Origin of the sequence: Micromonospora sp. RP3T (genome assembly GCF_003027925.1) — a bacterium.
GTDB lineage: Bacteria > Actinomycetota > Actinomycetes > Mycobacteriales > Micromonosporaceae > Micromonospora.
The window spans coordinates 50379-74248 of the sequence record NZ_PYPS01000004.1; the positions used below are offsets into that span (position 1 = coordinate 50379).

The 23870-nt window shown below is 75.0% G+C and carries 25 protein-coding genes; 13 read left to right on the plus strand and 12 right to left on the minus strand.

The features are described 5' to 3' along the window. Positions 1 to 7 precede the first annotated feature (7 nt). Positions 8 to 664 carry a C39 family peptidase gene (locus C8054_RS04715; RefSeq protein ID WP_107155479.1) on the minus strand — a complete coding sequence of 219 codons (657 nt, stop codon included), beginning with the start codon at positions 662 to 664 and terminating at the stop codon, positions 8 to 10. Between the two features lie 348 nt (positions 665 to 1012). Between C8054_RS04715 and C8054_RS04720 the strand changes: the two genes are divergently transcribed. Next, entirely contained in the window at positions 1013 to 1540 is a 528-nt protein-coding gene (locus tag C8054_RS04720; protein WP_107155480.1) for a GNAT family N-acetyltransferase, read from the plus strand. Between the two features lie 13 nt (positions 1541 to 1553). Here C8054_RS04720 and C8054_RS04725 read toward each other — a convergent pair whose 3' ends face one another. After that, entirely contained in the window at positions 1554 to 2999 is a 1446-nt protein-coding gene (locus tag C8054_RS04725) for a M20/M25/M40 family metallo-hydrolase (RefSeq protein ID WP_107155481.1), read from the minus strand. Between the two features lie 101 nt (positions 3000 to 3100). Here C8054_RS04725 and C8054_RS04730 point away from each other — a divergent pair, with 101 nt between their 5' ends. After that, a complete protein-coding gene (locus C8054_RS04730) occupies positions 3101 to 4399 on the plus strand; it encodes an NAD(P)/FAD-dependent oxidoreductase (protein ID WP_107155482.1) in 1299 nt (432 codons plus the stop codon). Positions 4400 to 4411: 12 nt separating this feature from the next. On the opposite strand, the gene C8054_RS04735 is transcribed toward C8054_RS04730, so the two are convergent. The 3 genes from C8054_RS04735 to C8054_RS04745 form a co-directional block, all read right to left on the minus strand. Next, positions 4412 to 5572: an AI-2E family transporter gene (locus tag C8054_RS04735; RefSeq protein WP_107155483.1), complete on the minus strand. Its 1161-nt coding sequence runs from the start codon at positions 5570 to 5572 to the stop codon at positions 4412 to 4414. Positions 5573 to 5679: 107 nt separating this feature from the next. Further along, positions 5680 to 6465: a spermidine synthase gene (locus C8054_RS04740; RefSeq protein ID WP_107155484.1), complete on the minus strand. Its 786-nt coding sequence runs from the start codon at positions 6463 to 6465 to the stop codon at positions 5680 to 5682. An 84-nt stretch (positions 6466 to 6549) separates the two neighbouring features. Continuing rightward, on the minus strand, positions 6550 to 7521 hold the full coding sequence (locus C8054_RS04745) for a DUF2267 domain-containing protein (protein WP_107155485.1): 972 nt from the start codon (positions 7519 to 7521) through the stop codon (positions 6550 to 6552). Positions 7522 to 7705: 184 nt separating this feature from the next. Here C8054_RS04745 and C8054_RS04750 point away from each other — a divergent pair, with 184 nt between their 5' ends. Next, positions 7706 to 8020 (plus strand): hypothetical protein, encoded by a 315-nt coding sequence (locus tag C8054_RS04750; RefSeq protein ID WP_107155486.1) that lies wholly within the window; start codon positions 7706 to 7708, stop codon positions 8018 to 8020. A 74-nt stretch (positions 8021 to 8094) separates the two neighbouring features. On the opposite strand, the gene C8054_RS04755 is transcribed toward C8054_RS04750, so the two are convergent. Then, entirely contained in the window at positions 8095 to 8442 is a 348-nt protein-coding gene (locus C8054_RS04755) for an STAS domain-containing protein (RefSeq protein ID WP_107155487.1), read from the minus strand. A 43-nt stretch (positions 8443 to 8485) separates the two neighbouring features. Further along, positions 8486 to 8818: an STAS domain-containing protein gene (locus C8054_RS04760; RefSeq protein WP_107155488.1), complete on the minus strand. Its 333-nt coding sequence runs from the start codon at positions 8816 to 8818 to the stop codon at positions 8486 to 8488. Between the two features lie 259 nt (positions 8819 to 9077). On the opposite strand from C8054_RS04760, the gene C8054_RS04765 reads away from it, so the two are divergent. The 5 genes from C8054_RS04765 to C8054_RS04785 all read left to right on the plus strand — a co-directional run bounded on the left by C8054_RS04765 (position 9078) and on the right by C8054_RS04785 (position 13405). Further along, positions 9078 to 10841 (plus strand): PP2C family protein-serine/threonine phosphatase, encoded by a 1764-nt coding sequence (locus C8054_RS04765; protein WP_107155489.1) that lies wholly within the window; start codon positions 9078 to 9080, stop codon positions 10839 to 10841. Beyond that, the gene (locus C8054_RS04770; protein ID WP_107155490.1) at positions 10838 to 11890 is read left to right on the plus strand and encodes a B12-binding domain-containing protein; all 1053 of its coding nucleotides are present in this window, start codon (positions 10838 to 10840) and stop codon (positions 11888 to 11890) included. Before C8054_RS04765 ends, C8054_RS04770 begins: the two co-directional genes overlap by 4 nt. Positions 11891 to 11966: 76 nt before the next feature. Continuing rightward, positions 11967 to 12308, plus strand: a complete 342-nt coding sequence (locus C8054_RS04775) for an STAS domain-containing protein (RefSeq protein WP_107155491.1) — start codon at positions 11967 to 11969, stop codon at positions 12306 to 12308. Between the two features lie 70 nt (positions 12309 to 12378). After that, positions 12379 to 12825 carry a response regulator gene (locus C8054_RS04780; RefSeq protein ID WP_107155492.1) on the plus strand — a complete coding sequence of 149 codons (447 nt, stop codon included), beginning with the start codon at positions 12379 to 12381 and terminating at the stop codon, positions 12823 to 12825. Positions 12826 to 12946: 121 nt separating this feature from the next. Further along, positions 12947 to 13405, plus strand: a complete 459-nt coding sequence (locus tag C8054_RS04785; RefSeq protein ID WP_107155493.1) for an ATPase — start codon at positions 12947 to 12949, stop codon at positions 13403 to 13405. Positions 13406 to 13418: 13 nt separating this feature from the next. Here the strand turns inward: C8054_RS04785 and C8054_RS04790 are convergent, their stop codons facing one another. Further along, on the minus strand, positions 13419 to 14168 hold the full coding sequence (locus C8054_RS04790) for a hypothetical protein (protein WP_107155494.1): 750 nt from the start codon (positions 14166 to 14168) through the stop codon (positions 13419 to 13421). A 441-nt stretch (positions 14169 to 14609) separates the two neighbouring features. On the opposite strand from C8054_RS04790, the gene C8054_RS04795 reads away from it, so the two are divergent. Next, on the plus strand, positions 14610 to 15560 hold the full coding sequence (locus tag C8054_RS04795; protein WP_233219497.1) for an endonuclease/exonuclease/phosphatase family protein: 951 nt from the start codon (positions 14610 to 14612) through the stop codon (positions 15558 to 15560). 9 nt (positions 15561 to 15569) lie between these two features. Here C8054_RS04795 and C8054_RS04800 read toward each other — a convergent pair whose 3' ends face one another. Then, positions 15570 to 15998: an OsmC family protein gene (locus C8054_RS04800; RefSeq protein WP_107155495.1), complete on the minus strand. Its 429-nt coding sequence runs from the start codon at positions 15996 to 15998 to the stop codon at positions 15570 to 15572. 64 nt (positions 15999 to 16062) lie between these two features. Beyond that, positions 16063 to 17010 carry a serine/threonine-protein kinase gene (locus tag C8054_RS04805; RefSeq protein ID WP_107155496.1) on the minus strand — a complete coding sequence of 316 codons (948 nt, stop codon included), beginning with the start codon at positions 17008 to 17010 and terminating at the stop codon, positions 16063 to 16065. Positions 17011 to 17153: 143 nt separating this feature from the next. On the opposite strand from C8054_RS04805, the gene C8054_RS04810 reads away from it, so the two are divergent. Then, positions 17154 to 17369, plus strand: a complete 216-nt coding sequence (locus C8054_RS04810; protein WP_233219498.1) for a hypothetical protein — start codon at positions 17154 to 17156, stop codon at positions 17367 to 17369. A gap of 35 nt (positions 17370 to 17404) precedes the next feature. On the opposite strand, the gene C8054_RS04815 is transcribed toward C8054_RS04810, so the two are convergent. Together C8054_RS04815 and C8054_RS04820 are read right to left on the minus strand one after the other, a co-directional pair. Further along, positions 17405 to 18202 (minus strand): alpha/beta fold hydrolase, encoded by a 798-nt coding sequence (locus tag C8054_RS04815; protein ID WP_107155498.1) that lies wholly within the window; start codon positions 18200 to 18202, stop codon positions 17405 to 17407. Further along, the gene (locus C8054_RS04820; RefSeq protein ID WP_107155499.1) at positions 18199 to 19092 is read right to left on the minus strand and encodes an SDR family oxidoreductase; all 894 of its coding nucleotides are present in this window, start codon (positions 19090 to 19092) and stop codon (positions 18199 to 18201) included. The genes C8054_RS04815 and C8054_RS04820 overlap by 4 nt, the downstream gene beginning before the upstream one ends. Before the next feature lie 114 nt (positions 19093 to 19206). On the opposite strand from C8054_RS04820, the gene C8054_RS04825 reads away from it, so the two are divergent. From C8054_RS04825 to C8054_RS04835, 3 genes are read left to right on the plus strand one after another with little or no spacing between them, the layout of a single operon-like run. Next, positions 19207 to 19962, plus strand: a complete 756-nt coding sequence (locus tag C8054_RS04825; RefSeq protein WP_281940605.1) for a response regulator transcription factor — start codon at positions 19207 to 19209, stop codon at positions 19960 to 19962. Further along, entirely contained in the window at positions 19940 to 21433 is a 1494-nt protein-coding gene (locus C8054_RS04830) for an ATP-binding protein (RefSeq protein ID WP_107155500.1), read from the plus strand. The genes C8054_RS04825 and C8054_RS04830 overlap by 23 nt, the downstream gene beginning before the upstream one ends. Before the next feature lie 45 nt (positions 21434 to 21478). Beyond that, positions 21479 to 23863, plus strand: coding sequence for a glycosyltransferase family 39 protein (locus C8054_RS04835; RefSeq protein WP_107155501.1), 2385 nt, complete (start codon positions 21479 to 21481; stop codon positions 23861 to 23863). Positions 23864 to 23870 lie beyond the last annotated feature (7 nt).

A 23870-nucleotide genomic window follows, 5' to 3' on the forward strand; every position in this document is an offset into this window, starting at 1 on the left:
GTGCTGCTCAGCTGGTGCTGTAGCCGCGGGTGGCGATCCAGTCGGCGAGGTTGTCGATGCTCATCCGGTAGGAGGCCATGGTCGGGTCGGCGCTGTCGGCGATGGTGACGGTCCTGCCGTCGTCGCGGTAGCCGATGACGCTGATGTAGTGGCCGCCCTCGAAGGAGTGGGTGTTGCCGTCGGTGTCGGTGGCGGTGCCGGCGATGTTGGCGACCACGGCCCGGCCGGCGTCGACGGTGCGGACGACGTCGGCGCGCAGCTTGTCGGTCTGCTTGTCGTCGGCCTTGGGCGTGCTGATCTCGACCGACCGGTAGGCGTCCTTGGCGCCGGTCTCCTTGTTCAGCACGGGGGTGATGTCGTTGATGCTGTTGGTGCCGGCCTCGGTGGTGCCCATCTCCTTGGCCATGGTGTGCACGTCGATGTCCTTGCCCAGCACGGACAGGGCGTTACGGGCGGCTGCGGGGCCGCAGAAGTAGAAGTTGGGCTGGGCCTCGTAGCGCACGTCCAGTTCCCGCTCGCCGTGACCCTTGCGGTCGGTCACCACGGCGTCGGTCGGGCCGGTGGGGGCGGCGTGGGCGGCGATGGCGGGGCCGGCGACGCCACCGGCGGTCGCGGCGATACCGGCGGCGGTCAGCACGGTCTTGCGCAGCAGGGTGGTAGCCATGATGGTTGCCTCCCAGGGGGAAGACGCGGCGGGATGCCGCGTGCGGGGGACGTCTCGGGACAGGCCCGGCCGGCGGACGAGGGTGCCGGCGCGGGGCCCGGTTGCCGGCACGGGCGGGGCCACGGGGTGGCCGGCTCGGCGGCTGGGGGGTGCAACGACGGCCGGTGGCCGCACATTCCGACCGGGTTCGTCACGGCCAGGGGTGGCCGGGGGCCTCGCGGTCTGCCCGGTACAACGCCCGCTCCCCGGCCCCGATTCCGCCGCGCCGGTGACCCCGGCCACCCCATATCCCCGCAAATCGGACACAGGGTGTGGGTGTGGGTGGCGGATGGGTGAGAGTGGTGCCTCGTGAGATACCTGCGTAGTGACGGTCGCGTCGCGATCCGCCGCCCCCGGGCCGACGACGAGACGGAGTTCGTGGCCGCCGCCCGGCGCAGCCGCGACCTGCACCACCCGTGGCTGACCGCACCTGACGACGCCGAACGGTACGCGGCGTACCTGCGCCGGATCCGCCGGCAGGACACCTCCGGCTTCCTGTTCTGCGACCGGGCCAGCGGCGACATCGCCGGGTACGCGAACATCGGCGGCATCGTCCTGGGCGCGCTGCGCGGCGGATACCTCGGCTACGCCGCGTTCCGCCCGTACGCGGGCACCGGGCACGCCTCGGCCGGGGTGCGGCTGGTGATCGCGCACGCGTTCGGCACGCTCGGGCTGCACCGGTTGGAGGCGAACATTCAGCCCGGCAACGCGCCGTCGAAGCGACTGGCCCGCCGCCTCGGGTTCCGGCTGGAGGGGTTCTCCCCGGACTACCTGTTCGTGGACGGCGCGTGGCGGGACCACGAGCGCTGGGCGATCACGGCCCCGCCGACACCCTGACCGGCGACCCGCCTCAGCTTCCCGGCTTCGGGAACGCGACCGGGCTGCGGTGCCCGGCCCGGTCCACCGCCCGTACGCCGAAGAACACGTTGTCCTTGGACAGGTCGATCGTCACCTCGGTGACGTCACCGACCGCCAGCACCTTCTGCCACTCGGCGGCCGTGGTCTCCCGCCACACCACCTCGTATCCGGCCAGGTCCGGTTCGGGGCCGCGCTGCCAGCGCAGCGTGGTGTCGTTGGTCAGGTTCGTGGTGACCACGGTGACGCCCTTCGGCGTGCCCGGGGCCTGGGCGAGTGACCACAGCGCCGCGCCGTTCACCCGGGCCACCCGGGCGATGAAGTCGAAGTCGCAGAACTCCGGCAGGTCGCCGTACTGCACACCGTCGACCACCCGGACGTCCTGGTGCTGGTGGGCGAAGTCCTCGGCGGGCTCGGTGAACCGGCCGGCCGGCCAGCCCTCGCGCAGGAACGAGATGTGGTCGCTGCCGCGCAGGTAGCGGTCCCGCCGGTAGATCACCCGGACGTCCATCCCGGTCACGCCGTGGTCGGCCACGTCGGTGACGAACCGGGCGAGCTGCCGGGACGGGGAGTCGTTCTCGCCGCCGACGGACTGCCGCACGCTCGCCTCGGCCGGCGTCTCGGCGGTCGGCACGCCCTCGGCGAACAGCCGCACGGTCCGCGGGTCGCGGGTGCCGTCGTCGGCGGTGCTGCTGCCGACGATGTCGTTGCTGAACATGCCCTGCACGTCCACGCCGGCCGCTTTCAACCGGCCGGCCAGGTACGCCGAGCCGTACAGGCCCTGCTCCTCGCCGGCGACGGCGGCGAGCACGATCGTCGCCTCGGTGCGCCGGCTCGCCAGCACCCGGGCCAGCTCCAGCACCACGGCCACGCCGGACGCGTCGTCGTCGGCGCCCGGCGCGTCGCTGACCGCGTCCATCACGTCGGTGGCGCGGGAGTCGTAGTGGCCGGTGATCACGTACACCCGCTCGGGCGTGACGTCGCCGCGCAGCGTGGCCACCACGTTGGTGATGGTGGTGGCGGTCGGGATCCGGGAGGCGGGCTCCTGCACGTACGACTGGAGTTCCACGGTCATCCGGCCGCCGGAGGCGACGGCGTACCCGGTCAGTCGGGCGTGGATCCAGTCGCGGGCGGCGCCGATGCCGCGTACCGGATCGGTCTGGCTGGAGAGCGTGTGCCGGGTGCCGAACGCGGCCAGGCGGCGGACGGTGGCCTCGATCCGGGCCCGGTCGATCTCGCGCAGCAGCGCGGTCAGCTCCCGGTCCGGCGGCTGCGGCCGGGCCGGCCGCCCCGGACCGCGCGGCGCGTCGGTCGCCGCCCCCGCCGGGCTCGCGGCGAGCGGCGTCGCGACGGCGGCGGCGGTGGCCGCGGCCGAGGCGGTGAGGAAGGTACGCCGGCTCGACCTCGTGGGTCGGCCCTCGGCGGTCTCGTGGTTTCCCATCCCGGCATCCTCGCGCCGATCACGAGGAATGTCCATATCGTTCACCGTGGATGGACTGGTCGGCACGTTTGTCGGAGGTCTTCCCGGGAACGGCAGCGGACATGACGAAACCACGTGTGGTGATCGTGGGGGCCGGGTTCGCCGGGTACCACGCGGCCAAGACGTTGCGCCGGCTGGCCCGCGACCGGGCCGAGATCGTCCTGCTGAACACGACCGACTACTTTCTCTACCTGCCGCTGCTGCCCGAGGTCGCGGCCGGCGTGGTGGAGCCGACCCGGATCTCGGTGCCGCTCGCCGGCACACTCGACGGCGTCCGGGTGGTGGTCGGCGAAGCCGACCGGGTGGATCTCCAGAACCGCTGGGTCGGCTACCGCTCCGCCGAGGGCGAGCACGGCCAGCTCGCGTACGACCGGCTGATCCTCTCCGTCGGCAGCGTCAACAAGCTGCTGCCCATCCCCGGGGTCACCGAGTACGCGCACGGTTTCCGCGGCCTGCCCGAGGCGCTCTACCTGCACGACCACGTGGTCCGGCAGGTCGAGCTGGCCGAGCTGACCGACGACCCGGCCGAGCAGCGGGCCCGCACCACGTTCGTGGTGGTCGGCGCCGGCTACACCGGCACCGAGGTCGCCGCGCACGGCCAGTTGTTCACCGACCGGCTGGTGGCCCAGCGCCCGCACCTGAACGTCCGGCCCCGCTGGATGCTGCTCGACGTCGCCCCGCGCGTGCTGCCCGAACTGGACCGGCGGATGTCCGTCACCGCCGACCGGGTGCTGCGCCGCCGGGGCGTGGACGTGCGGATGGGCACCTCGGTCGGCGAGGCCACCCCGGACGGCGTGATGCTCACCGACGGCGAGTACGTGCCCACGTGCAGCCTCATCTGGTGCGTCGGGGTACGCCCCGACCCGTTCGTGGCCGAACTGGGCCTGCGCACCGAGAAGGGGCGGTTGGTGGTGGACGAGTTCCTCAACGTTCCCGGGTACCCGGAGGTGTTCGCCTGCGGCGACGCCGCCGCCGTCCCGGACCCGACCCGCCCGGGTCAGGTGTGCGCGATGACCGCGCAGCACGCCCAGCGGCAGGGCAAGCTGGCCGCGCACAACATCGCCGCCTCGTACGGGCAGGGCACCCGCAAGTCCTACCAGCACCACGACCTGGGCTGGGTGGTGGACCTGGGCGGCAAGGACGCGGCGGCCAACCCGCTGCACGTGCCGCTGTCCGGCCTGCCGGCCAAGGCGGTCACCCGCGGCTACCACCTGTTGGCGATGCCCGGCAACCGGCCCCGCGTCGCCGCGGACTGGGCGCTCGACGCGGCCCTGCCCCGGCCGGCCGTGCAGCTCGGCCTCGTACCGGCCAACGCGGTGCCGCTGGAGAGCGAATCGCCGGAGCTGGTCCGCCGGCCCTGACATCCGGAAAGCTCATCCGCCGGCCGGCGGCCGGTCCCGCGGCACGGGATCCGGCCCGCCGGCCGGCCCGGTGTCGTCGTCGATCGTGCCCACACCGTCGATCGTGCCCGTGCCCGTGCCCGTGCCGTCGGCCGGCGTGCCCAGTGCCAGCCGCCCGGCCGGGACGAACTCGCGTAGCAGCACCTGCACCACGCCGGCCGCCGGGATCGCCAGCAGCGCACCGACCAGACCGGCCAGCTCGGCCGCCAGCAGCACGCTGACCAGCACCGTCAGCGGGTTCAGCCGGACCGCGCGGGCCATGATCACCGGTTGCAGCAGATGGTTCTCCACCTGCTGGTAGACCACGAAGAAGACCAGCACCACGGCGCCGGCGGTGGGGGATTTCGCGAAGCCCGCGCCGGCCGCGACGATCGCGCCCAACGTGGCGCCGACCAGCGGGATCAGGTCGAACACGGCGACCACCAGCGCGATCACCGCGGCGAACGGCACCCCGAGCAGGAGCAGCACCACGAAGGTCAGGCCGCCGCAGATCAGGCTGATCACCAGGTTCCCGCTCAGGTAGCCGGTGACGATCCGGGAGGAGTCCCGCCCGATGCGCCGCAACCGCTCGGCGGGGCCGTCCCCGACCAGCCGCAGCGTCGTCGCCACGATCCGGGGCGCCTCCAGCACCATCAGGTACGCCAGCACCACCACCGTGACCAACGCGGCGACGGCCTGCGCCACGCCCCGGACCAGCCCGACGGTCGGCTCGCTGAGCCGGGAGCCGTAGCGGCGCAACTGTCCGGGTTCGGCGTACCGGAGCAGGTGCAGGCGGTCCAGCAGCCGGCCGACCGGTCCCCGTCCGGCCTGGGCGTCGTGCACCAGCTCCGGCACCCGGTCGGCGAGCCGGCCCAACTCGTCCACAAGCGGCAGGACGATCACCGTGCCCAACGCCGCGAGCAGCACGAACGTGGCCAGGAAGACCAGCAGGGTGGCCAGCGCCCGCCGGTGCACCCGACGCTCCAGCCGGTCGACGAGCGGCTTGAGCGCGACCGCGAGGAACGCCGCGACCAGGCCCCAGACGAGCACCCGACGGGTCGCCCAGACCAGCGCCAACCCGACCACGGTGGCCAGCACCAGACCGATCACGATCACCGTCCGGCGGGCGGTGGACCGGTCGTCGGCGACGCTCATCCGGCGCGGCTACCCGCCCTGCCGGTGCAGAAACCCGGGGCTCACCCCGGGTTGGCGTCAATCATCCAGCGCGCGGCTCGGCCCACCCGGCGGAAGGGCCCGAGGGCTCACCCCAGGTCGGCGTCGGTGACCGGCCAGGCGTCCGCGGCGAACGTGTCGAGTGCCGCCGCGTGCAGCACGGTGCCGGGCACCGGGTCACCGGCGACCCGCGCGGCGAGCCGGCGTACCGGCAGTCGCCCCGGCCGGAGCACGCCGGCGAGCACCATGTTGCCGTAGCGCCGGCCGCGCAGCATCCGCCGGTCGGCGAGCAGGCACACCTCGGCGAAGACGGCGCGCAGCGTGGCCACCTGCGCCCTGGTGTGCGCCAGCGGCGGCAGGTCGGTCAGGTTCACCAGGTAGACGCCGTCCGGGCGAAGCACCCGGGCCACCTCGACGGCGAACTCGAGGGCCGCCACGTGCGTCGGCATCCGGGCCGCCCGGTAGACGTCGCCCACCACCAGGTCGTACGCGGCGTCCGGCGCCCCGGTCACCGCGTCGCGGGCGTCGCCCAGCGTGACCACCACCTCGGGCGGCAGCGGCGGCAGCGTCCGGCGGACCAGTTCGACCACGCCGGGATCGCGTTCGACCACCCGCTGCGCCGAACCGGGCCGGGTGGCGGCCAGCCAGCGGGGCAGCGTGAGCGCGCCACCGCCCAGGTGCAGGGCGGTCACCGGCTGCCCGGGCGGGGCGCTCAGGTCGATCACCGTGGCGATCCGCCGCACGTACTCGAAGTGCAGGTGACGGGCGTCGGCGACGTCCACGTAGGACTGTTCGACCCCATCGGCGAGCAGCGTACGCCCGGTGGGGCGGGCCGGGTCGACGACGATCTCCAACACCTCGGTGTCGCTCTCCACCTGCGGAACGCTACCGGCGCGGCTTCGGTGTTAAGCGGGGCCCCCGCCTCTACCGGAGGCGTTAAGCGGGGGCCCCTCCTTGCGTCAGCCGGCGGCCATGCCGGCGCCGGCCTCGTCGATGGCGTCGTCGACTTGGTGGGCCAGGGTTACGTCCGCCGTGGTGACGCCGTCGGTCTGCTGGGTCCGGACGGTGAGCACCGCGTTGTCCGGGTCCGGCCGGCCGATCTGCGGACCGCGCCCGCCCTCGGCCCGGAGCCGGTCCAGCCGGTCCAGCACCCGGTCCAGGTTGCCGCCGGGCAACTCGATGGTGCGCACCAGCGAGCGCCGGTCACTGGACCAGTACGGCAGCGTGGCGAGCGCGTCGCGCAGCTCCGACTCGGTCAGCGGCGCGGTGGCCGAGGTGGCGCCCACCAGGCCGCCGCCGTAGTCGGCCGGTCCGAGCAGGTCCCGCAACCCGTCGGGGACGCGCAACGACCCGACCAGTTCGGCGTCCGCGTCCGCGAGCGCGGCCAGGGTCGCCTGCGCCTGGTAGCGCGCCTGTTCCGGGGTGAGCCGGCTGCGCCGGCCGACCTCGGCCAGGAAGCCCGGCAGGTCCTGCCGCCGTTCGACGCCGTCCACCGGGACCACGTCGTGCAGCTTCACCGGCACGGCCGCGAGCAGCCGTTCCCGCTCCGCCTCGTCGAGCGCCCAGGCCAGGGCCAGCACGGTGGCCTCCGCCGCGACCTTCGCTTCGGCGAAGTCGACGCCGGCGCGCCGGCTCACGTCGTCGACGAGGTCCCGGTAGCCCAGCGTGACACCCCGGCCGGACGGCGGGTCCGGCAGCGGTCGCGGTCGCTCCGCCGCCCCGACCGCGGGCGGCGCCGGCCCGCCCCGCGTGCTGTCCGGCTTGTGTCGACCGGCCGGCGGCGGGCCGGACCGCTCGTGCTGGTCCAGCGAGGTGACCTGCTTGGACGCGCTCAGGCTGGCGCCGGTCTGGCTGGGCCGCCGTCCCTGCTCCCGGGCCTGACGGGCGAGGGCCCGGCGGCGCTGGTTGTCGCCCTCCATCTGCTTGCGCATCGTCGCACCTCGTTCCTGGTCGGTGGGGCTTGCGCCGGTCGCCTTCCCGGTGCCGCCGGGAAGCTAACGACGTCCGGCGGGGCTACCCGCTTCATTCGCTGCGGGTGAGGGGCGGTCACCCGATGGGGTCGCACGATCGGGGCGGACCGGACAACTTCCGACGCACGCGGAAGGGCAGGTCGTCATGAAACGGATCGTGGAGATCGTCCCCGCTCGTCCCGGTTGGTACGCCCGCTGGCGCGTCGGCCCGGAGGTCACCCGCTGCTACCCGGTGACGCTCTGGGCGCTGCTGGAGGGCGCGGACGGCGGTGGACGCGAGGTGGTCGGCGTCGACTGCGTCGGGCAGTGGCCCGGCGCGGACGACGACGGGGCCGGAGATTTCGTCCGTTACCTGTTCCAGACGCCTGATTCCGGTGTGCCGGAGGACGCCGACCCGTCGGCGGTGGGGGAGCCGCGTGACGGCGCTTCCCGCCGGCCGGCCGTCGCGCCCGTCGTCTGAGCCCTCCTCCAGGCCCCCGGCCCCTGGTCCCAGGGTCGGGGGCCGCCCCCTGCCCGGGACGGGACGCGGGTCGGTCAGCCCACCTCGCGGGCGTCGCCCGCTGCCGTGTGCGGCGGGGCGACGAGCAGCTCGGCCAGCCCGGTGCGGTCCAGCAGCTGTCGGATCTGCGCGTTCATGCCGCGCAGGTGGATCGCGCCGGTCCCGGCGCGGTGGATCAGCACCAGCGCGCTCAGGCCGGAGGAGTCGCAGAGCGTCACGTCGGTGAAGTCGAGCCACAGCTCCTGACGGCCGTCGCGGCGCAGCCCGGCGGCGGCCTCGACGAGCTCCGGCGCGGTGTCGAAGTCCAGCTCGCCGGCCAGCCGGAGCCGGGCGGAGCCGGCGTCGGGCCGGTCCACCTCGATGGTCAACAGCGGGGAGAGCACAGGACCATGTTCCCAGCCGCCGGTGGTCGGGAAACCTCCGGGGTCAGGCGGACGCGGTGGAACCGGATGCCCGACCGTCGGCCGGTCGGCGGTCCAGCAGACCCGTCACGCCGGTCATGTCGAGGATGGTCGCCAGGAAGCGCGGGACCGCCCGGAGTTCGATGCCGGTGCCGGCGTGCTGCCCCTCGCGCCAGGCGTGCACGATCACCGACAGGCCGGTGCTGTCCAGGAAGACGAGGTCGCCGAAGTCCAGCACCAGCCGGGCGGGACGCGTGGCGAGCAGGCGGTCGATCTCGGCGCGCAGCGGCGTCGCGGTGGCGTAGGCCAGGTCACCGCCGACGCGGACGATCGGGACGTCCGGGTCGGAACGGTCCACGGAGATGCTCAGCGGTGTCGCTTCGGGCTTTCTCCGTTGAGGAACCACCATCACGCCTTTCCGCAGGCTGCCGGTCTGGCAGGGACGCCCGGATCGTAACAACCCCACCGCCGGCGCGCTCGGCGTGTGTGAGCGGGCCAGGGACCGTCGTCGGGTGGCGCCGCGGGCATACCGGCGTAGGGTGGGGGAGCGGAGAGATGACCACACGCGCCACTTCCGGCGCTCCGCCGATGTCGACGAGGAGAGTGGGGCTCAGCTGGTGACTGCTGCCGACGTCAGGGGTTCCGACCCGGGCGACGGACGGATCTCCACGCCGAGTGCCGACCGGGCCCGGGTGTGGTCCGCCGACGCTCCCACGACGTCTGCGCTCCCACCGCTGGCCCCCGACCACGACGCGCCGATCGTCCCCGACTGGTCCGAGGTCGTGGAGCACTTCCGTGAGGGCCTCATCGTCTGCGACGCCGACGGCGTGGTGCGGCACGTGAGCCCGGTGGCGGAGCGGCTGGTCCCCGAGGTCGTGTCGGGCGAGGTGCTCGCCGCCGCCGGCGTGGCGGCGCTGGACGGCGACGGTCGGTTCGAGTTCACCCACCACGGCCGCCGGCTGCGGCTGCGCCCGGTCGCGCTGTCCCACGCCCGGCGCTGCTGGTACGTGGAGGACGTCACCGAGAGCGTCAGCCGGGCCGACGCCCTGCTCGCCGAGCGGGCCCGCTCGTTGTTCCTCGCGGTGGTCGGCGAGAAGCTCGGCAACCCGCTGCACCCCGACCGGGCCGCCGCCGCGGTGGCCCGGCTGGCGGTGCCCACGACGGCCGACGTGGCGGTGCTGGTGCTGGCCCCGCGTTCCGGCCGGGCCCGCTGGTGGCGGGCGGTACGCGCCGAGGACGAGGTGCCCGCCGTGGACAGCGGTGTGCTGCCCGCCGCCGCGCTGCCCTCGGCCATCGAGACCGGTCTCGCCGGGACCGAGCCGCACGCGCTGGACTGGCTCGTCGAGCAGGCCGCCGAGGCGGGCTGGCTGCCCGGTCTGGACGTGACCGGCGCCACCGCCCGGGTGGTGCCGCTGCCGGGCCGGGACGACCCGGTCGGCGTGCTGCTGGTGGCCCGCCGGGCCGGCCGCTGGTACGACGAGGCCGACCTCGACCTGGTGCGCGCGTTCGCGGCCCGGGCCGGTGCGGCGCTGACCACCGCCATGCTCTACCGCGACCAGGCCGAGGTCGCCGACACGTTGCAGGCCAGTCTGGTGCCGGTCGAGCCGGCGCCGGCCTCGGGCGTGCAGTGGGGCACGGCGTACCGGCCGGCGCAGGCCGGTCTGCGCATCGGCGGCGACTTCTACGGCTCGCACCGGCTGCCCGACGGGGGCTCGGTCTTCTTCCTCGGCGACGTGTCGGGCAAGGGCGTGGAGGCGGCCGTCTTCACCGGCCAGCTCCGCCAGTGCCTGCACGCGTTGCACCGGGTGGAGACGCAGCCGGGGAGGTTGCTGAAGCTGCTCAACGACGCGTTGTTGGAGACCACCCAGGCCCACGGGCAGGGTCGGTTCGCCACCATGGTGCTCGGGGTGGCCCGGCCGCACCGCGACGGCGGGTTGACGCTGACGCTGGCCGGGGGCGGTCACCTGCCGCCGCTGGTGTTGCGCGCCTCCGGCGAGGTCGAGGTGGTGCCGTTGAGCGGCATGCTGATCGGCGTGGTGCCGGACCCGCGGATCGGTGAGGCCACCGTGCACCTGGCGCCGGACGAGACCTGCCTGCTCTACAGCGACGGCGTGACCGAGGCGCGGGGCGGGTGGCGCGGCGACGAGCAGTTCGGCGCGGACCGGCTGCTCACCGCCGTGACCGGCTGTCACCGGATGCCCGCCCCGGCGCTGGCCGAGCGGGTCGAGCAGGTGACCGGCGACTGGCTCGCCCACGGCGACCACGACGACATCGCGGTGCTGGCGCTCCGGGCGACCGGTGCGGCCGGCCGCGCGTCCCGCCACCTGCACGCGGTGCCCGGCCCGACGAGCGCCGAACCGACGAGGGAGCTGCCCGAGTGACCGCGACGACCACCGCAGCCGACCCGGCGCACGCGTTCGCCGGCTATCTGGAGTGCCTGGCCGAGGCCGACGAACAGGGCGCGGTGGCGGTCGCCCGAGGGCTGCTGGAGGCGGGCGCACCGGCCGAGCGGGTGCTGCTCGACCTGGTCGCCCCGGCACAGGCCGAGGTGGGCGAGCGGTGGGCGCGCAACGAGTGGAGCGTGGCCCAGGAGCACGCCGCCACCCACATCAGCGAGCGGGTGGTGGCGGCGGTCGCCGCGTACGCCGATCCGCGTGTGACCCGCGGCCGGATCGTGATGGCCTGCATGGACGGTGAGTGGCACGCGTTGCCGGCCCGGCTGGTCGCCGAGGTGCTGCGGCTGCGCGGCTGGCAGGTGGTCTTCCTCGGAGCCAGCGTGCCGGCCGCGCACCTGGTGTCCTACCTGCACCGGTACGACGCCGACGCGGTGGCCCTGGCCTGCGCGCTGCCGATGCGACTGCCGCATGCCCACCGCATGATCGAGGCGTGCCGCCGGTCCGACGTGCCGGTGGTGGTGGGCGGGCGCGGGTTCGGCGCGGACGGCCGCTGGGCGCGGGTGCTCGGCGTGGCCTGGGCGCCGGACGCGCCGGCCGCGGCCGACCTGGTCGCCGACGACCGGGCGCTGCGCGCGACGCCGCCCGCCCGGCTGGACCACCTCGCCGACGACGAGTACGCCAGCCTGGTCAAGCGGCGGGGCGAGCTGATCGACAGCGCCCTCGCCGACCTGCGAGAGCGGGTGCCGGCGGTGGTCGACTACACGCCGGCGCAGCTCGACTCGACAGTGGGCGATCTGGGCTACATCGTCGACTTCCTGGCGGCCGCGCTCTATGTGGACGACGGGACGCTGTTCGCCGAGTTCGTCGAGTGGTTGGTGGAGATCCTGGTCAGCCGCGGTGTGCCGGCGGGCGCGATCGGTCTCACGCTCGACCACTATGGACAGCAGCTGCGGGACTTCCCCCGCGCGGCCGGTTTCCTGGAGCGGGGGCGGGCCGTGGTGGGCGGCCGGGTGGCGGCGACGGCGGGCCGCTGATCCGGATCGGCCCGGACGCCCCCTATACTTGCTGCACTGCAAGGGTTCGCCTGCGGTGGGAGTGAGAGGGGCCACGGTGACGTTCACCGTCACGTCCGCCCAGCGGGACCAGGGAGTCACCTGCCTCCGGCTCGCCGGTGAACTGGACCTGAGCACGGCCGGGGGGCTGACCGCCGAGATCGACCGGCTGGTCGCCGACGGCCACCGCGAGTTGCTGCTCGACCTCACCGAGCTGACGTTCTGCGACTCGACGGGCATCGCCGCCTTCGTCCGTGGGGACAATCTCGTCGCCGCCGACGGTGGCTGGCTGCGGCTCACCGGGGCGACCGGCCGGGTGGCCCGGGTGCTTCAGGTGACCGGGCTGGCCGAGGTGCTGCGCCACGACACGGCCGACCCGACGCGGTCGGTCGGCTCCTGATCGGATAGATTTCCCCGCCAGCGTCCGGCTGCGCGGCCGGTGCCCTCCCCGAGACGAAGCAGGTAGCCCCATGGGTCAGCCCAGTACGAGCCCCGTCCGCATCCTGGTGGTGGACGACGATCCGGGTGACGTCCTGATGATCGAGGAGGCGCTCGAGGAGTCGGACGTCGAGAAGGTCATCGACGTGGTCGCCGACGGCGAGGAGGCGATGGAGTTCCTCCGTGGCGAGGGCCGGCACACCGGGGCGCAGCGCCCGGACGTCATCCTGCTCGACCTCAACATGCCCCGGATGGACGGGCGGCAGGTGCTCGGCGAGGTCAAGCGGGACGAGAACCTCCGGAGCATCCCGATCGTGGTGCTGACCACCTCCAACGCCGACACGGACGTGGTGAGCAGCTACACGCTCCAGGCCAACGCGTACGTGACCAAGCCGATCGACCTGGACGACTTCAACGACGTGGTGCGCCGCATCGACGAGTTCTTCGGCCGGGTGGTCGTGCTCCCCAAGCGCTCCTGACGACCCGCGCGTCCCGGTGTCCGGATGCTGAACATTTCCGGTGAACGGCCGCCGGCGGTCCGATCCGCCCCGCAGGATCGTCAGGTGGGGGACGCACGGCGGCTGCCTGGGGGGCGACAGCATGAGGTTCTCGGTGGTGGAGGCCGGTTACGACCGGCGTCAGGTGGATGCCTGCCTGGACGAGCTGGATCTGCGGCTGCGCCGGTTGGCGGCGCGTGCGGAGAGCGTCGCGGGGGCGGGTCGGGAGGGGGACGTCATCCGGCTGGACGCGGGGCACCTCTGCGACTATCTGCGCCGCCGTGCCGCGCCGGCCGACCCGTCGGACGCCGACGTCCCGGCCGGCCCGTCGTCCGCTGAGCGGGCGGCCGCCGACCTGCTGGCCCGGGCGCGCGCCGAGCTGGACGCCGCGCGCGAGGAGGCCCGCCTGGTGCGGGAGGCGGCGTACGCGGAGGCGCTGCGGGCACGCCGCGAGTTCGAGGCCGCGCTGCTGGCCCGCCGCCGCCGCGAGGCCCGGGTCGACGAGATCCTCTCCGGCGCCCGCGTGCCCGCCGACACGCCCACCGCCGCCGCCGGCCGGTGAGACGCTCCGGGCCTCAGGACAGTGCCGCCACCACCGTGGTGGCCCGCCTCTCGTGCTTCGCGTACGCGTCGGGGAACGCGGAGATCTGCACCGCCTGGGCCGCGCCGGTGACGCTCATGTCCGCCCAGCCCGGCACGTCGGCCAGCGCGGTGTAGAACGCCCGGGCCGCGTACGCCGGTCGCATGAGTTCGGCGACCGTGCCCCACCCGCTGCTCGGGCGCTGCTGGAACAGCCCGACCGAGTCGTGGTCGGAGCCGCTGCCCTGGTGCGGCTGGTCGAACGACTCGGGCAGCACGTCGCTGGCCAGGTTGTACAGGTCGCTCTCCTGCATGGCGGTGGCCACCGCCACCACCATCGCCCGGCGCGGCAGGCGCATGTCCCGGCCGACGTCGACGATGGCCTTCGCGTTGTCCATCTGCCGCTGGTCGAGGCCGGCGACGGGACGCGGGTGCTTCGGGCGGACCACCTTCCGCGGTGGCGTCGTGCGGGCCGGCGTCGGGCTCGGCGTGGCGACCGGGGCGGGTGACGCCGGGGCGACGGCGGGCGGCGCCGCCCGGGTGAAGTCGCGGGAGGCGCGCTGCTCGACGGCGGCCCGGTCGGCGAGCGCCTCGCGTACCTCCACGGTCGACGGGGCGGCCTCGCCGACGCCGGCCACGCCGATCAGGCCGAGGCAGCAGGTGACGCCGGTGGCCACCGCGATCCGGGCGGGGACGGAGCGGGCCGCGCCGCGCCGGGGTGGCTCCGGGGCGCGGTGCCGTCCCACCCGCCGTTCGGCCGATGCCGGGTCGATCGTTCGGCCAACCGGGCGGTTCGCGGGCGATGACTGGGGGGCGCGGTGGTCGGGATGCACCCGCCGAGGCTAGAAAGCTCCTCGGCGTTTGCCATCGGGATGGTTGGTGGCATGCGCCACAGTTTGCCGGAATCCACCACCGCATAACCGTCAGTGGATCACCAAACTGCCGAACCTCTGGTCTCCGTCAAGTCGGCCATGACGGATTCAGCGTGATGATCCGGGCGCCTGACCGGCGTCGCGTCGCGTCGAGGCGACCTCCTCCGATCGGGGGAGGAGCCGCCGGGTCGCCCGGCCACGTGATCCACTCCGACCCGCCGAGGCCGGCCGTCCCCACCCGCCACCGTCGGAGGGCCGGTGCGGGTACCGGAATCCGGCGCACCGGCCGCCCGGGCGCTCGATACGATTCCGACGGTGACGGAGCAGATGGTCGACGACCGGGCCGCCGGTGAGCCCGCCGGCCGGCGGGGACGGCGGGGCCTGATCATCGTTTCCTGCGCCGTGCTGCTCACCGTGCTCTTGGTCGGGCACCGGGCGGTGCCCAACGTGCACGGCCTGGGCAGCCTGGTGGACAGCGCCACCCCGCTGCTCGGCCTCGGCGTACCCCTGCTCGGGCTCGCGGCGCTGCTGCGCCGCTCCCGCCGCGCGCTGCTCGCCGTGCTGGTGCCGGCGCTGGTCTGGGCCGGGCTCTTCGGCCGGGCCTGGCTGCCCCCGGCGGCCGGCGCCGACGGGACCGCGGTGCGGGTGGCCAGCCAGAACCTGCGGGCCGGCAACCCCGACCCGGCCGCCACCGTCGGCGCGCTGGCCGCCGACGCGCCGGACCTGATCGGGTTGCAGGAGGTCGACGACGGGGAGCGGATCGCGCCCGCGCTGGCCGGCCGCTACCCGCACCGGACGGCCGTCTCCACCGTGGCGCTGTGGAGCCGCTGGCCGATCCGCGAGACGCACGGCGTGGACACCGGCCTGGGCTGGAACCGCGCGCTGCGCGCCGTGGTGGCCGCCCCGCAGGGCGACCTGACCGTGTACGTCGTGCACCTCGGCTCCGCCCGCGCCGGCCACACCACCACCCGCGACGAGACGGTGGCGGCGCTGGCCCGCGCCGTCCGTGCCGACCCGGCCGACCGGCTGGTGGTGCTCGGCGACCTGAACACGGCCACCACCGACCGGGTCTTCGACCCGCTGAGCCGACTGCTCGGCGACGCGCAGGCCGAGGCCGGGCAGGGCTTCGGCTTCACCTGGCCGGCGGAGGTGCCGGTGACCCGCCCGGACCACGTGCTCTACCGGGGGCTCACCCCGACCGCAGCCGGCGTGGTGCACACGCCGGACACCGACCACCGCGCGGTGACCGCCGGCTTCCGGTGGTGAGCCGGGCGCTCAGTGCCGGCCGTTCTCGGCCGGGGTGACCGTGAGCCGGTGCCGGCTCGGGTCACCGCTGGAGAACGGCCAGAGCCGGTCGGCGTACGCGACCAACTCGGCCAACTGGTCCCGGCTGAGCCCGGCCGAGGAGATCTCGGCGTGCACGTCGGCCCGGTAGCGGCCGTCGTCGTCGCGACCCAGCTTCGCCTCGGCGGTCACCTGCACGGTGTGCGCCTCGTCGGTGATCTCGCCGGCCGCCTCCACCGCGGCGTGGTGCAGGCAGGAGGCGAACGCGGCGGCCAGCAACTGCTCCGGCGTCAGACCGGAGCAGTGCGGCGCCAGCGGGGACGCCAGGGCGGAGGACAGACCGCCGTCGTCGGTGCGTACGTGACCGCCCGCCGCGGTCGCCGTGGCCGTCTCGGCCAGCCAGGAACTCGGATCCGGCATCGCGTTCCTCCCGTCACTCACCGGCAGGCGTTCCCGGCCGCCGACGGGCGAAACCGCAGTACGCTCAGCGGATCCGCCCGCTCGTGGCGGCGTCCACGGCCATCGCCTCGGTCGCCTCGGCGGCGGCCCGCCCGGTCCACGGCGAGGTCTCGCCGATCCGCTGCCGGGGCAGCACCACTGTCATCGGCACGTAGATGCGGGCGTCGACCGCCTCGGCCAGCAGCAGCGCGGCCATCGGGCTCGTCGGTCGCGCGGCGGGATCGGAGTCGAGGCAGCGCTCGCACAGCTCGGCCACCTCGGCCGGCAGCCCGGGAACCTCCGGCAGCGGCCGGGGCGGCAGGCGGCGGCGCACGCCGAGCAGTTGGGTGGTGCTGGCGGCGTCGTACGGCAGCCGGCCGCTCAGGCAGTAGTAGAGCAGCACGCCGAGCGCGTACATGTCGGCTGCCGGGGTGGCCGGCTGCCGGTCGAGCTGCTCCGGGGCGAGGTACGCCGGGGTGCCCACCACGATTCCCGCCGGGGTGTGGTCGGGTGCGCCAGCCGGGGTGGCGATGCCGAAGTCGAGCACCTTCACACCGGACGGGGTGAGGATCACGTTCGCCGGCTTCACGTCCCGGTGCACGATGCCGTGCCCGTGCGCGGCGGCCAGCGCGGCGCACACCTCGGCGCAGACCCGCACCGCGATGCGCCAGTCGAGCGGGCCGGCGCGCAGGTGCGCGGCGAGCGTCTCGCCCTCGGCCAGCTCCATCACGATGTAGGGCACCGGCCGGCCGTCCGGCAGCGTGGCGGTGCCGAAGTCGTGCACGCTGGCCACGTTCGGGTGGACCAGGCGCGCCGCCGAGCGGGCCTCGGCCCGGATCCGGTCCACCGAACCGGCGTCGCCGTCCAGCCCCGGCGAGATCAGCTTGATCGCGACGGTCCGGTCCAGCACCCGGTCGTGTGCTCGCCACACCTCCGACATGCCGCCCACGGCCGCGCGCTGTTCGAGCTCGTACCGCCCGCCCAGCGTCCTCATCGACCACTCCCTGTCTCGTCCGGTCCCCCCGGACCCGCTACCCGGGCTCCGAGCTGTGCAAACCGCCGGGAGCGGGCCGGCCGGCGGGGTAGCTTCGCGAGCGGGAGTGTCGACGTCGGAACGGAGAGTGAGCGGTGGCGTTGGTGCGCGTACGGTTCGTCGGCGGCCCGGCCGACGACGTGGCCCGGGACCTGCCGGCGGATCCGGACGGCGCGCCGCCGCGCCGGTGGATCCTGCGCCTCCCCGAGCAGCCACCCACCGACGTGGCGGACCACCTCTACGAGCGGGGTGACCGGGCCGGCCCGGAGGGCTGGACGATGCGCTACGTGCGCACCGACCCGTTCGGCGCCACCGAGTGAGGCGGCGACGCGCCGGAAGTGGCGGCGCGGACGGGTCAGCCCGGCCGGACGCCGGTGGTGGCGAGGATGACCGAGGCGACCAGCTCCGGGTCGTCGTGCATCGGCACGTGCCCGCAGCCGGGCAGGTCCAGGTGCCGGGCGGCGGGCAGTCGGGTGCGGGCCAGCGCCGCCTGTCGGTAGGGCAGGATCCGGTCCCGGGTGCCCCACGCCACCGTCACCGGGACGACGGGTGTGCCGGCGAACGCGTAGCCCCGACCGGCCCGGGCGACGGCGCGGAACGCGCGTGCCCGGCGCAGCGCGCGGGCGTCCGCGAGCGCCACGTCGGGCGTCAACCGGTCCGGCCGGGCCAGGATCATGCCCATCGCCAGGGCCCGCAGCGCCGGCGCGGCGAACAGGTGACGCAGCACCGGCTCGGGCAGCCGGGCCGCGCCGCGGTGCAGGCTGAGCACGGTGAGCGCCCAGCGCAGCTCGCGTGCGGTGCAGAAGCCGGCCGGCGACAGCGCGGTGGCCGAGGCGACCGCGCCGATGGCGGCCAGCTCCAGCGCGATCGCCCCACCGAGGCTGTTGCCGGCCACGTGCGGCCGGTCCAGCCCGAGCGCGGCGAAGAGTTCCACCATGCCGGCCACCAGCCCGGGCATGTCGGCGGGCAGGCCGGCGGCGGGCACCGGGGAGCGGCCGAAGCCGGGCAGGTCGACGGCGATCACGTCGTGCGTCCCGGCGAGCCGGTCCAGCACCGGCAGCCAGGCGCCGCCATGGTGGCCGATGCCGTGCAGCAGCACCAACGCCGGCCCGGCGCCGCGCCGCTCGAAGACCACCTCCACCGGGGCGGTCACGGCCGGACCTGCGGCGTGCTCACCCCGAAACCCCGGCCGAGCGCCCGGGCCTGCTCCTCGATCAACGGCACGGTGACCCGGGCGGTGCGCCCCACCAGGCGGTCGGCCAGCGGGCTGACCAGCAGCGACCGCACCGCCTGCACCGCGCCGACCGCCCGCGGCACGTAGACGCGGCGGCTGCGGCGCTCGATCGCCCGGACGAACGCCTCGGCGCACTCGGCCACCGTGGTGGTGCGCCGCATCGGCCAGGGCAGTTTCGCCAGTGCGGTGTCGAACGCCGGCAGGTCGGCCCGCGCCTCCCGGACCAGGTCGGTGTCCACCCAGGACGGATGGGCGGTGCCCACGGCCACCCCGCGGTGCGCCAGCTCCAGCCGGATCGCGGTGCCGAAGTGTTCGACGCCGGCCTTGGAGGCGCAGTAGGCGGCCATGCCCGGCAGCGCGGCGAACGCCGCCGCCGACGAGACGATCAGCAGATAGCCGCCGCGGTCGATCAGGGCCGGCACCGTCGCCGCCGCCGTCCGCATCACGCCCACCAGGTTGACCTGGACGGTGTGCGCCAGCGCCTCGACGTCGCCGACGGCGATGGTGCCCCGGTTCGCCACCCCGGCGTTGGCCACCACCGCGTCGATCCCGCCGAGTGCGGCGACCGTCCCGTCGACCGCCCGGGCGAGGGCGGCCTGGTCGGTGACGTCGGCGGTGAACCAGGCGTGCCCGGGGCCCAACTCGGTGGCGAGCGCGGCGAGTCGGTCGGGTTCCAGCCCGACCAGCGAGAGCCGTGCGCCCCGGGCCGCGGCGAGCCGGGCGGTGTGCGCGCCGATGCCCCGGGCCGCCCCGGTCACCAGCACCACCCGGCCGGCCAACCGGCCGGTGGGACCACCGTCGATGGACATGCCGGCAAGTTACCACCGGGTAGCCCGCCGGGGAAGCCTCGATCGACCCACCGGGAGCCCCGCACAGCTGGTACACAGGAACGGGACAGCGCCGGTCCAGCCGGCGCGCCCACGATGGGGAGCATGGTCATGAACGGGCAGGCCGCGCAGGGCCGGATCGAGCTGCGCCGACCGGACGGCGAGCCGGTGCGCGTGCTGGTGGTGGACGACGAGCCGACGCTCACCGACCTGCTCTCGATGGCCCTGCGCTACGAGGGCTGGCAGGTCACCACCGCCGGCAACGGGATGGCGGCGATCAGCGCCGCCCGCCAGTTCCGGCCGGACGCCGTGGTGCTCGACGTGATGCTGCCCGACCTGGACGGCTTCCAGGTGCTGCGTCGCCTGCGCGAGCAGTCGCCGAGCGTGCCGGTGCTGTTCCTGACCGCCCGGGACGCGGTGGAGGAGCGCGTCGCCGGGCTCACCGTCGGTGGCGACGACTACGTCACCAAGCCGTTCAGCCTGGAGGAGGTGATCGCCCGGCTGCGCGCCCTGCTGCGCCGCTCCGGGTTCGCGGTCGCCGCCCGGGAGGAGGCGGTGCTGACCGTCGGCGACCTCAGCCTCGACGAGGACAGCCACGAGGTGCGCCGCGGCGACGCCCTGATCACGCTCACCGCCACCGAGTTCGAGCTGCTGCGCTACCTGATGCGCAACCCGCGCCGGGTGCTCAGCAAGGCGCAGATCCTCGACCGGGTCTGGAACTACGACTTCGGCGGCCAGGCCAACGTGGTCGAGTTGTACATCTCGTACCTGCGCAAGAAGATCGACGCGGGTCGCGCGCCCATGATCCATACGCTGCGCGGCGCGGGCTATGTCCTCAAGCCCGCGGAGTGACCACGGCGGGCGGCTGCGTCGCCGGCTGGCCGGCTGGTCGCTGCGCCGCCGCCTGGTGCTCTCCGTGGTGGCGCTGCTGGCGCTGGTCAGCGTCGGCATCGGCGGCCTGACCACTGTCGCGCTGCGACACTTCCTGGTCGGGCGGATCGACGACCAGCTCACCGGCGGCGAGTCCCGCCGACACGTGCGGCAGCCCTCGCCGTTCGAGCTGCCGCAGGAGCGACCGAGCACGTTCCGCCCGGGGTTCCCGCCCGGCTACCCGGCCGATTCCGTGGCGGCGCGGGTCGTCGACGGGAAGGTCGACCTGGCGTTCCGGCAGGCGGCCACGCAGCCGGCCGCGGTGCCGGTGGGGGAGGTGGCGCCGCTGGCCCGGCTCCGTCCCGACGACGCGCCGCGCACGGTCGCGCTCGCCGGGCGCGGTGACTACCGGGCGGTGGCCCGGCAGATGCCCGACGGCGACGTCCTCGTCTTCGCCATCCCGCTGTCCGAGGTCGACGAGACGGTCATGTGGATGGTCGTCGCCCAGGCCGGGGTGATCGGCGCCGGCCTGGTCATCGCCGGCGGCCTCGGCGCGCTGATCGTCCGGGGCACGTTGCGGCCGCTGAACCGGGTCGCGGCCACCGCGGCCCGGGTCGCCGAGCTGCCGCTGGACCGGGGCGAGGTGGCGCTGTCGGTCCGGGTGCCGGCCGCCGACACCGACCCGCGCACCGAGGTCGGGCAGGTCGGGGGCGCGCTCAACCGGATGCTCGGCCACGTCGCCGCCGCGCTCGCCGCCCGGCAGGCCAGCGAGACCCGGGTACGCCAGTTCGTCGCCGACGCCAGCCACGAGCTGCGGACGCCGCTGGCCGCCATCCGGGGGTACGCGGAGGTGGCCCGGCGCGGCCGGCAGGAGGTGCCACCGGACGTGGCGCACGCGTTGCGCCGGGTCGAGTCGGAGAGCACCCGGATGACCAGCCTCGTGGACGACCTGCTGCTGCTCGCCCGGCTGGACTCCGGCCGACCGCTGGCCGCCGAGCCGGTCGACCTGACCGCCATGGCGGTGAACGCGGTCAGCGACGCGCACGTGGCCGGCCCGGAGCACCACTGGCAGCTCGACCTGCCGGACGAGCCGCTCACCGTCACCGGCGACGGCCACCGCCTGCACCAGGTGCTGACGAACCTGCTCGCCAACGCGCGGGTGCACACCCCGGCCGGCACCACCGTCACCACCCGGCTGTCCCCCGCCCCGGACGGCGTGGAGCTGCGGGTCACCGACGACGGGCCGGGCATCCCGGCCGAGCTGCAACCGGAGGTGTTCGAACGGTTCGCCCGTGGCGACAGCTCCCGCTCCCGCGCGCACGGCAGCACCGGCCTGGGGCTGGCCATCGTCGCCGCCGTGGTGGAGGCCCACCACGGCCGGGTCGAGGTGGCCAGCCGTCCCGGCCACACGGCGTTCACCGTCTGGCTGCCGGGATCCACAGCGGACGCATAGGTCGTTCACGGGGGTGGGTCAGCGGGCCCTCCGAGGCTTGCCGGCATGGACAGAACCGAGAGCCTGCTGACCGCGCCGACGGGTGGACCGTCCGCGACCGGGCCGGCCCCCACCCCCGTACCGGAGTCGGCCCCCACCGCGGCGGACCCGCCCGGCCGCGACCCGCGCTGGGCGCGTCCCGCCCTGGTCGGCCTGCTGGTCGCCACCGGCCTGCTCTACCTGTGGGGACTGGGCGCCTCCGGCTGGGGCAACGCGTTCTACTCGGCTGCCGCACAGGCCGGCTCGGAGAGCTGGCAGGCGTTCTTCTACGGTTCCTCGGACGCGGCCAACTCGATCACCGTGGACAAGACGCCGGCCTCGCTCTGGCTGATGGCGCTGTCGGTCCGTGTCTTCGGGCTGAGCAGCTGGTCGATCCTGGTGCCGCAGGCGCTGCTCGGCGTCGCCTCGGTCGCCGTGCTGTACGCGATCGTCCGCCGCTGGTACGGCCCGACGGCCGGCCTGCTCGCCGGCGCGGTGCTGGCGCTCACGCCGGTGGCCACGCTGATGTACCGGTTCAACAACCCCGACGCGTTGCTGGTGTTCCTGCTGGTGGCCGCCGCGTACGCCACGGTCCGGGCGGTGGAGACCGCGAGCACCCGGTGGCTCGCGCTGGCCGGCGTGCTGGTCGGCCTCGGCTTCCTCACCAAGATGCTCCAGGCGTTCCTGGTGATCCCGGTGTTCGCCGCCGTCTACCTGCTGGCCGCGCCGACCGGACCCGGCCGGCGGATCCGGCAACTGCTGCTGGCCGGGCTGGCGGTGCTGGTCTCCGCCGGCTGGTGGCTGGCGGTCGTGGAGCTGGTGCCGGCGAGCGCCCGCCCGTACGTCGGCGGCTCGCAGCACAACAGCATCCTGGAGCTGACGCTCGGGTACAACGGCCTGGGCCGGATCACCGGCGACGAGGTGGGCAGCGTCGGCGGGGGCGGTCGGCCGGGCGGTGGGGGCGGCGGACCGTTCTCCGGCCAGACCGGCCTGCTGCGGATGTTCGACACCGAGGTCGGCGGGCAGATCTCCTGGCTGCTGCCGGCGGCGCTGATCCTGCTGGTCGCCGGCCTGTGGCTGACCGGTCGGGCGGCGCGTACCGACCGGCGGCGGACCGGCCTGCTGCTCTGGGGCGGCTGGCTGCTGGTCACCGGGTTGATCTTCAGCTTCATGTCCGGCATCTTCCACGCCTACTACACGGTCGCGCTGGCGCCCGCCGTCGGCGCCCTGGTCGGCATCGGGACCACCCAGCTCTGGCGGGCCCGCACGGCGCCCACCCGGTCCGCCGCCGGCTCCGTCCCGACGACCACGCCCGCCGGGCGCGTCCCGGCGCGGAACCGTTGGCGCGGATACGCCGCCACGCTGGTGCTGGCCGGCACGCTGGCGGTCACCGCCTGGTGGTCCTGGCGCCTGCTCGGCCGTAGCCCCGACTGGCAGCCCTGGCTGCGCCCGGCCGTGCTGGCGACCGGCCTGACCGCCGCCGTCCTCCTGGCGCTCCTCGACCTCCCGGTGATCAAGGACTTCGGGTCGGCCAGGGCGCCGCACGGTGACGCGAACTCCTTGGTCACCTCGGGCCGGGCGGGCCGGTGGTGGACACGCGTGGTGGTGACCGGGGTGGCGGCGCTGGGGATGGCGGCGGGAGTGGCCGGGCCGGCCGCGTACGCGGTGCAGACCGCGGCGACCCCGCACACCGGCTCGATCCCGAACGCGGGCCCCGACGTGGTGGGTGGCTTCGGCCGGGGCGGCTTCCCCGGTGGGCGGATGCCGGGCGGCGGGGAGTTCCCCGGCGGCGCGTTCCCCGGCTTCCCGGGCTTCCCGGACGGGGGGAACGGTCAGTTCCCGGGCTTCCCGGGCGGCCGGAACGGCGCGTTCCCGGGCTTCCCCGACGGCGGCCAGGCACCCGGCGCTCCCGGCGGACCGAACGGCGGCACCGGTCAGGACGGCGGCACCGGTCAGGACGGCGGCACCGGTCAGGACGGCGGGGCCGGACCGAACGGCGGGGCCGGTCAGGACGGCGGGCGCGGGCAACGCGGCGGCGGCCCGGGCGGACTGCTCGACGCGCGCGAGCCGAGCGCCGAAATGACGGCGCTGCTCAAGGCCGACGCCGAGGACTACACCTGGGTCGCGGCCACGATCGGCTCGAACAACGCCTCCGGCTACCAGCTCGCCACCGGCGAGCCGGTGATGCCGATCGGCGGTTTCAACGGCAGCGACCCGTCGCCGACGCTCGCCGAGTTCCAGCGGTACGTGTCCGACGGCCGGATCCACTGGTTCCTCGGCGGCGGCGGGTTCCGGGCCAACGGCGGCAGCAGCGCGTCGACCGAGATCGCCGCCTGGGTGGCCGAGAACTTCACCGCGACCACCGTCGACGGGGTGACCGTGTACGACCTGAGCAGCGGAAAGCAGGGCTGACCCATGA

Coding starts and splice junctions, on each gene's coding strand:
- C8054_RS04715 (WP_107155479.1), bottom strand. CDS start 664: ATGGCTACCACCCTGCTGCGCAAGACCGTGCTGACCGCCGCCGGTATC.
- C8054_RS04725 (WP_107155481.1), bottom strand. CDS start 2,999: ATGGGAAACCACGAGACCGCCGAGGGCCGACCCACGAGGTCGAGCCGG.
- C8054_RS04730 (WP_107155482.1), top strand. CDS start 3,101: ATGACGAAACCACGTGTGGTGATCGTGGGGGCCGGGTTCGCCGGGTAC.
- C8054_RS04735 (WP_107155483.1), bottom strand. CDS start 5,572: ATGAGCGTCGCCGACGACCGGTCCACCGCCCGCCGGACGGTGATCGTG.
- C8054_RS04745 (WP_107155485.1), bottom strand. CDS start 7,521: ATGCGCAAGCAGATGGAGGGCGACAACCAGCGCCGCCGGGCCCTCGCC.
- C8054_RS04750 (WP_107155486.1), top strand. CDS start 7,706: ATGAAACGGATCGTGGAGATCGTCCCCGCTCGTCCCGGTTGGTACGCC.
- C8054_RS04780 (WP_107155492.1), top strand. CDS start 12,379: ATGGGTCAGCCCAGTACGAGCCCCGTCCGCATCCTGGTGGTGGACGAC.
- C8054_RS04785 (WP_107155493.1), top strand. CDS start 12,947: ATGAGGTTCTCGGTGGTGGAGGCCGGTTACGACCGGCGTCAGGTGGAT.
- C8054_RS04800 (WP_107155495.1), bottom strand. CDS start 15,998: ATGCCGGATCCGAGTTCCTGGCTGGCCGAGACGGCCACGGCGACCGCG.
- C8054_RS04805 (WP_107155496.1), bottom strand. CDS start 17,010: ATGAGGACGCTGGGCGGGCGGTACGAGCTCGAACAGCGCGCGGCCGTG.
- C8054_RS04820 (WP_107155499.1), bottom strand. CDS start 19,092: ATGTCCATCGACGGTGGTCCCACCGGCCGGTTGGCCGGCCGGGTGGTG.
- C8054_RS04825 (WP_281940605.1), top strand. CDS start 19,207: ATGGGGAGCATGGTCATGAACGGGCAGGCCGCGCAGGGCCGGATCGAG.
- C8054_RS04830 (WP_107155500.1), top strand. CDS start 19,940: ATGTCCTCAAGCCCGCGGAGTGACCACGGCGGGCGGCTGCGTCGCCGG.
- C8054_RS04835 (WP_107155501.1), top strand. CDS start 21,479: ATGGACAGAACCGAGAGCCTGCTGACCGCGCCGACGGGTGGACCGTCC.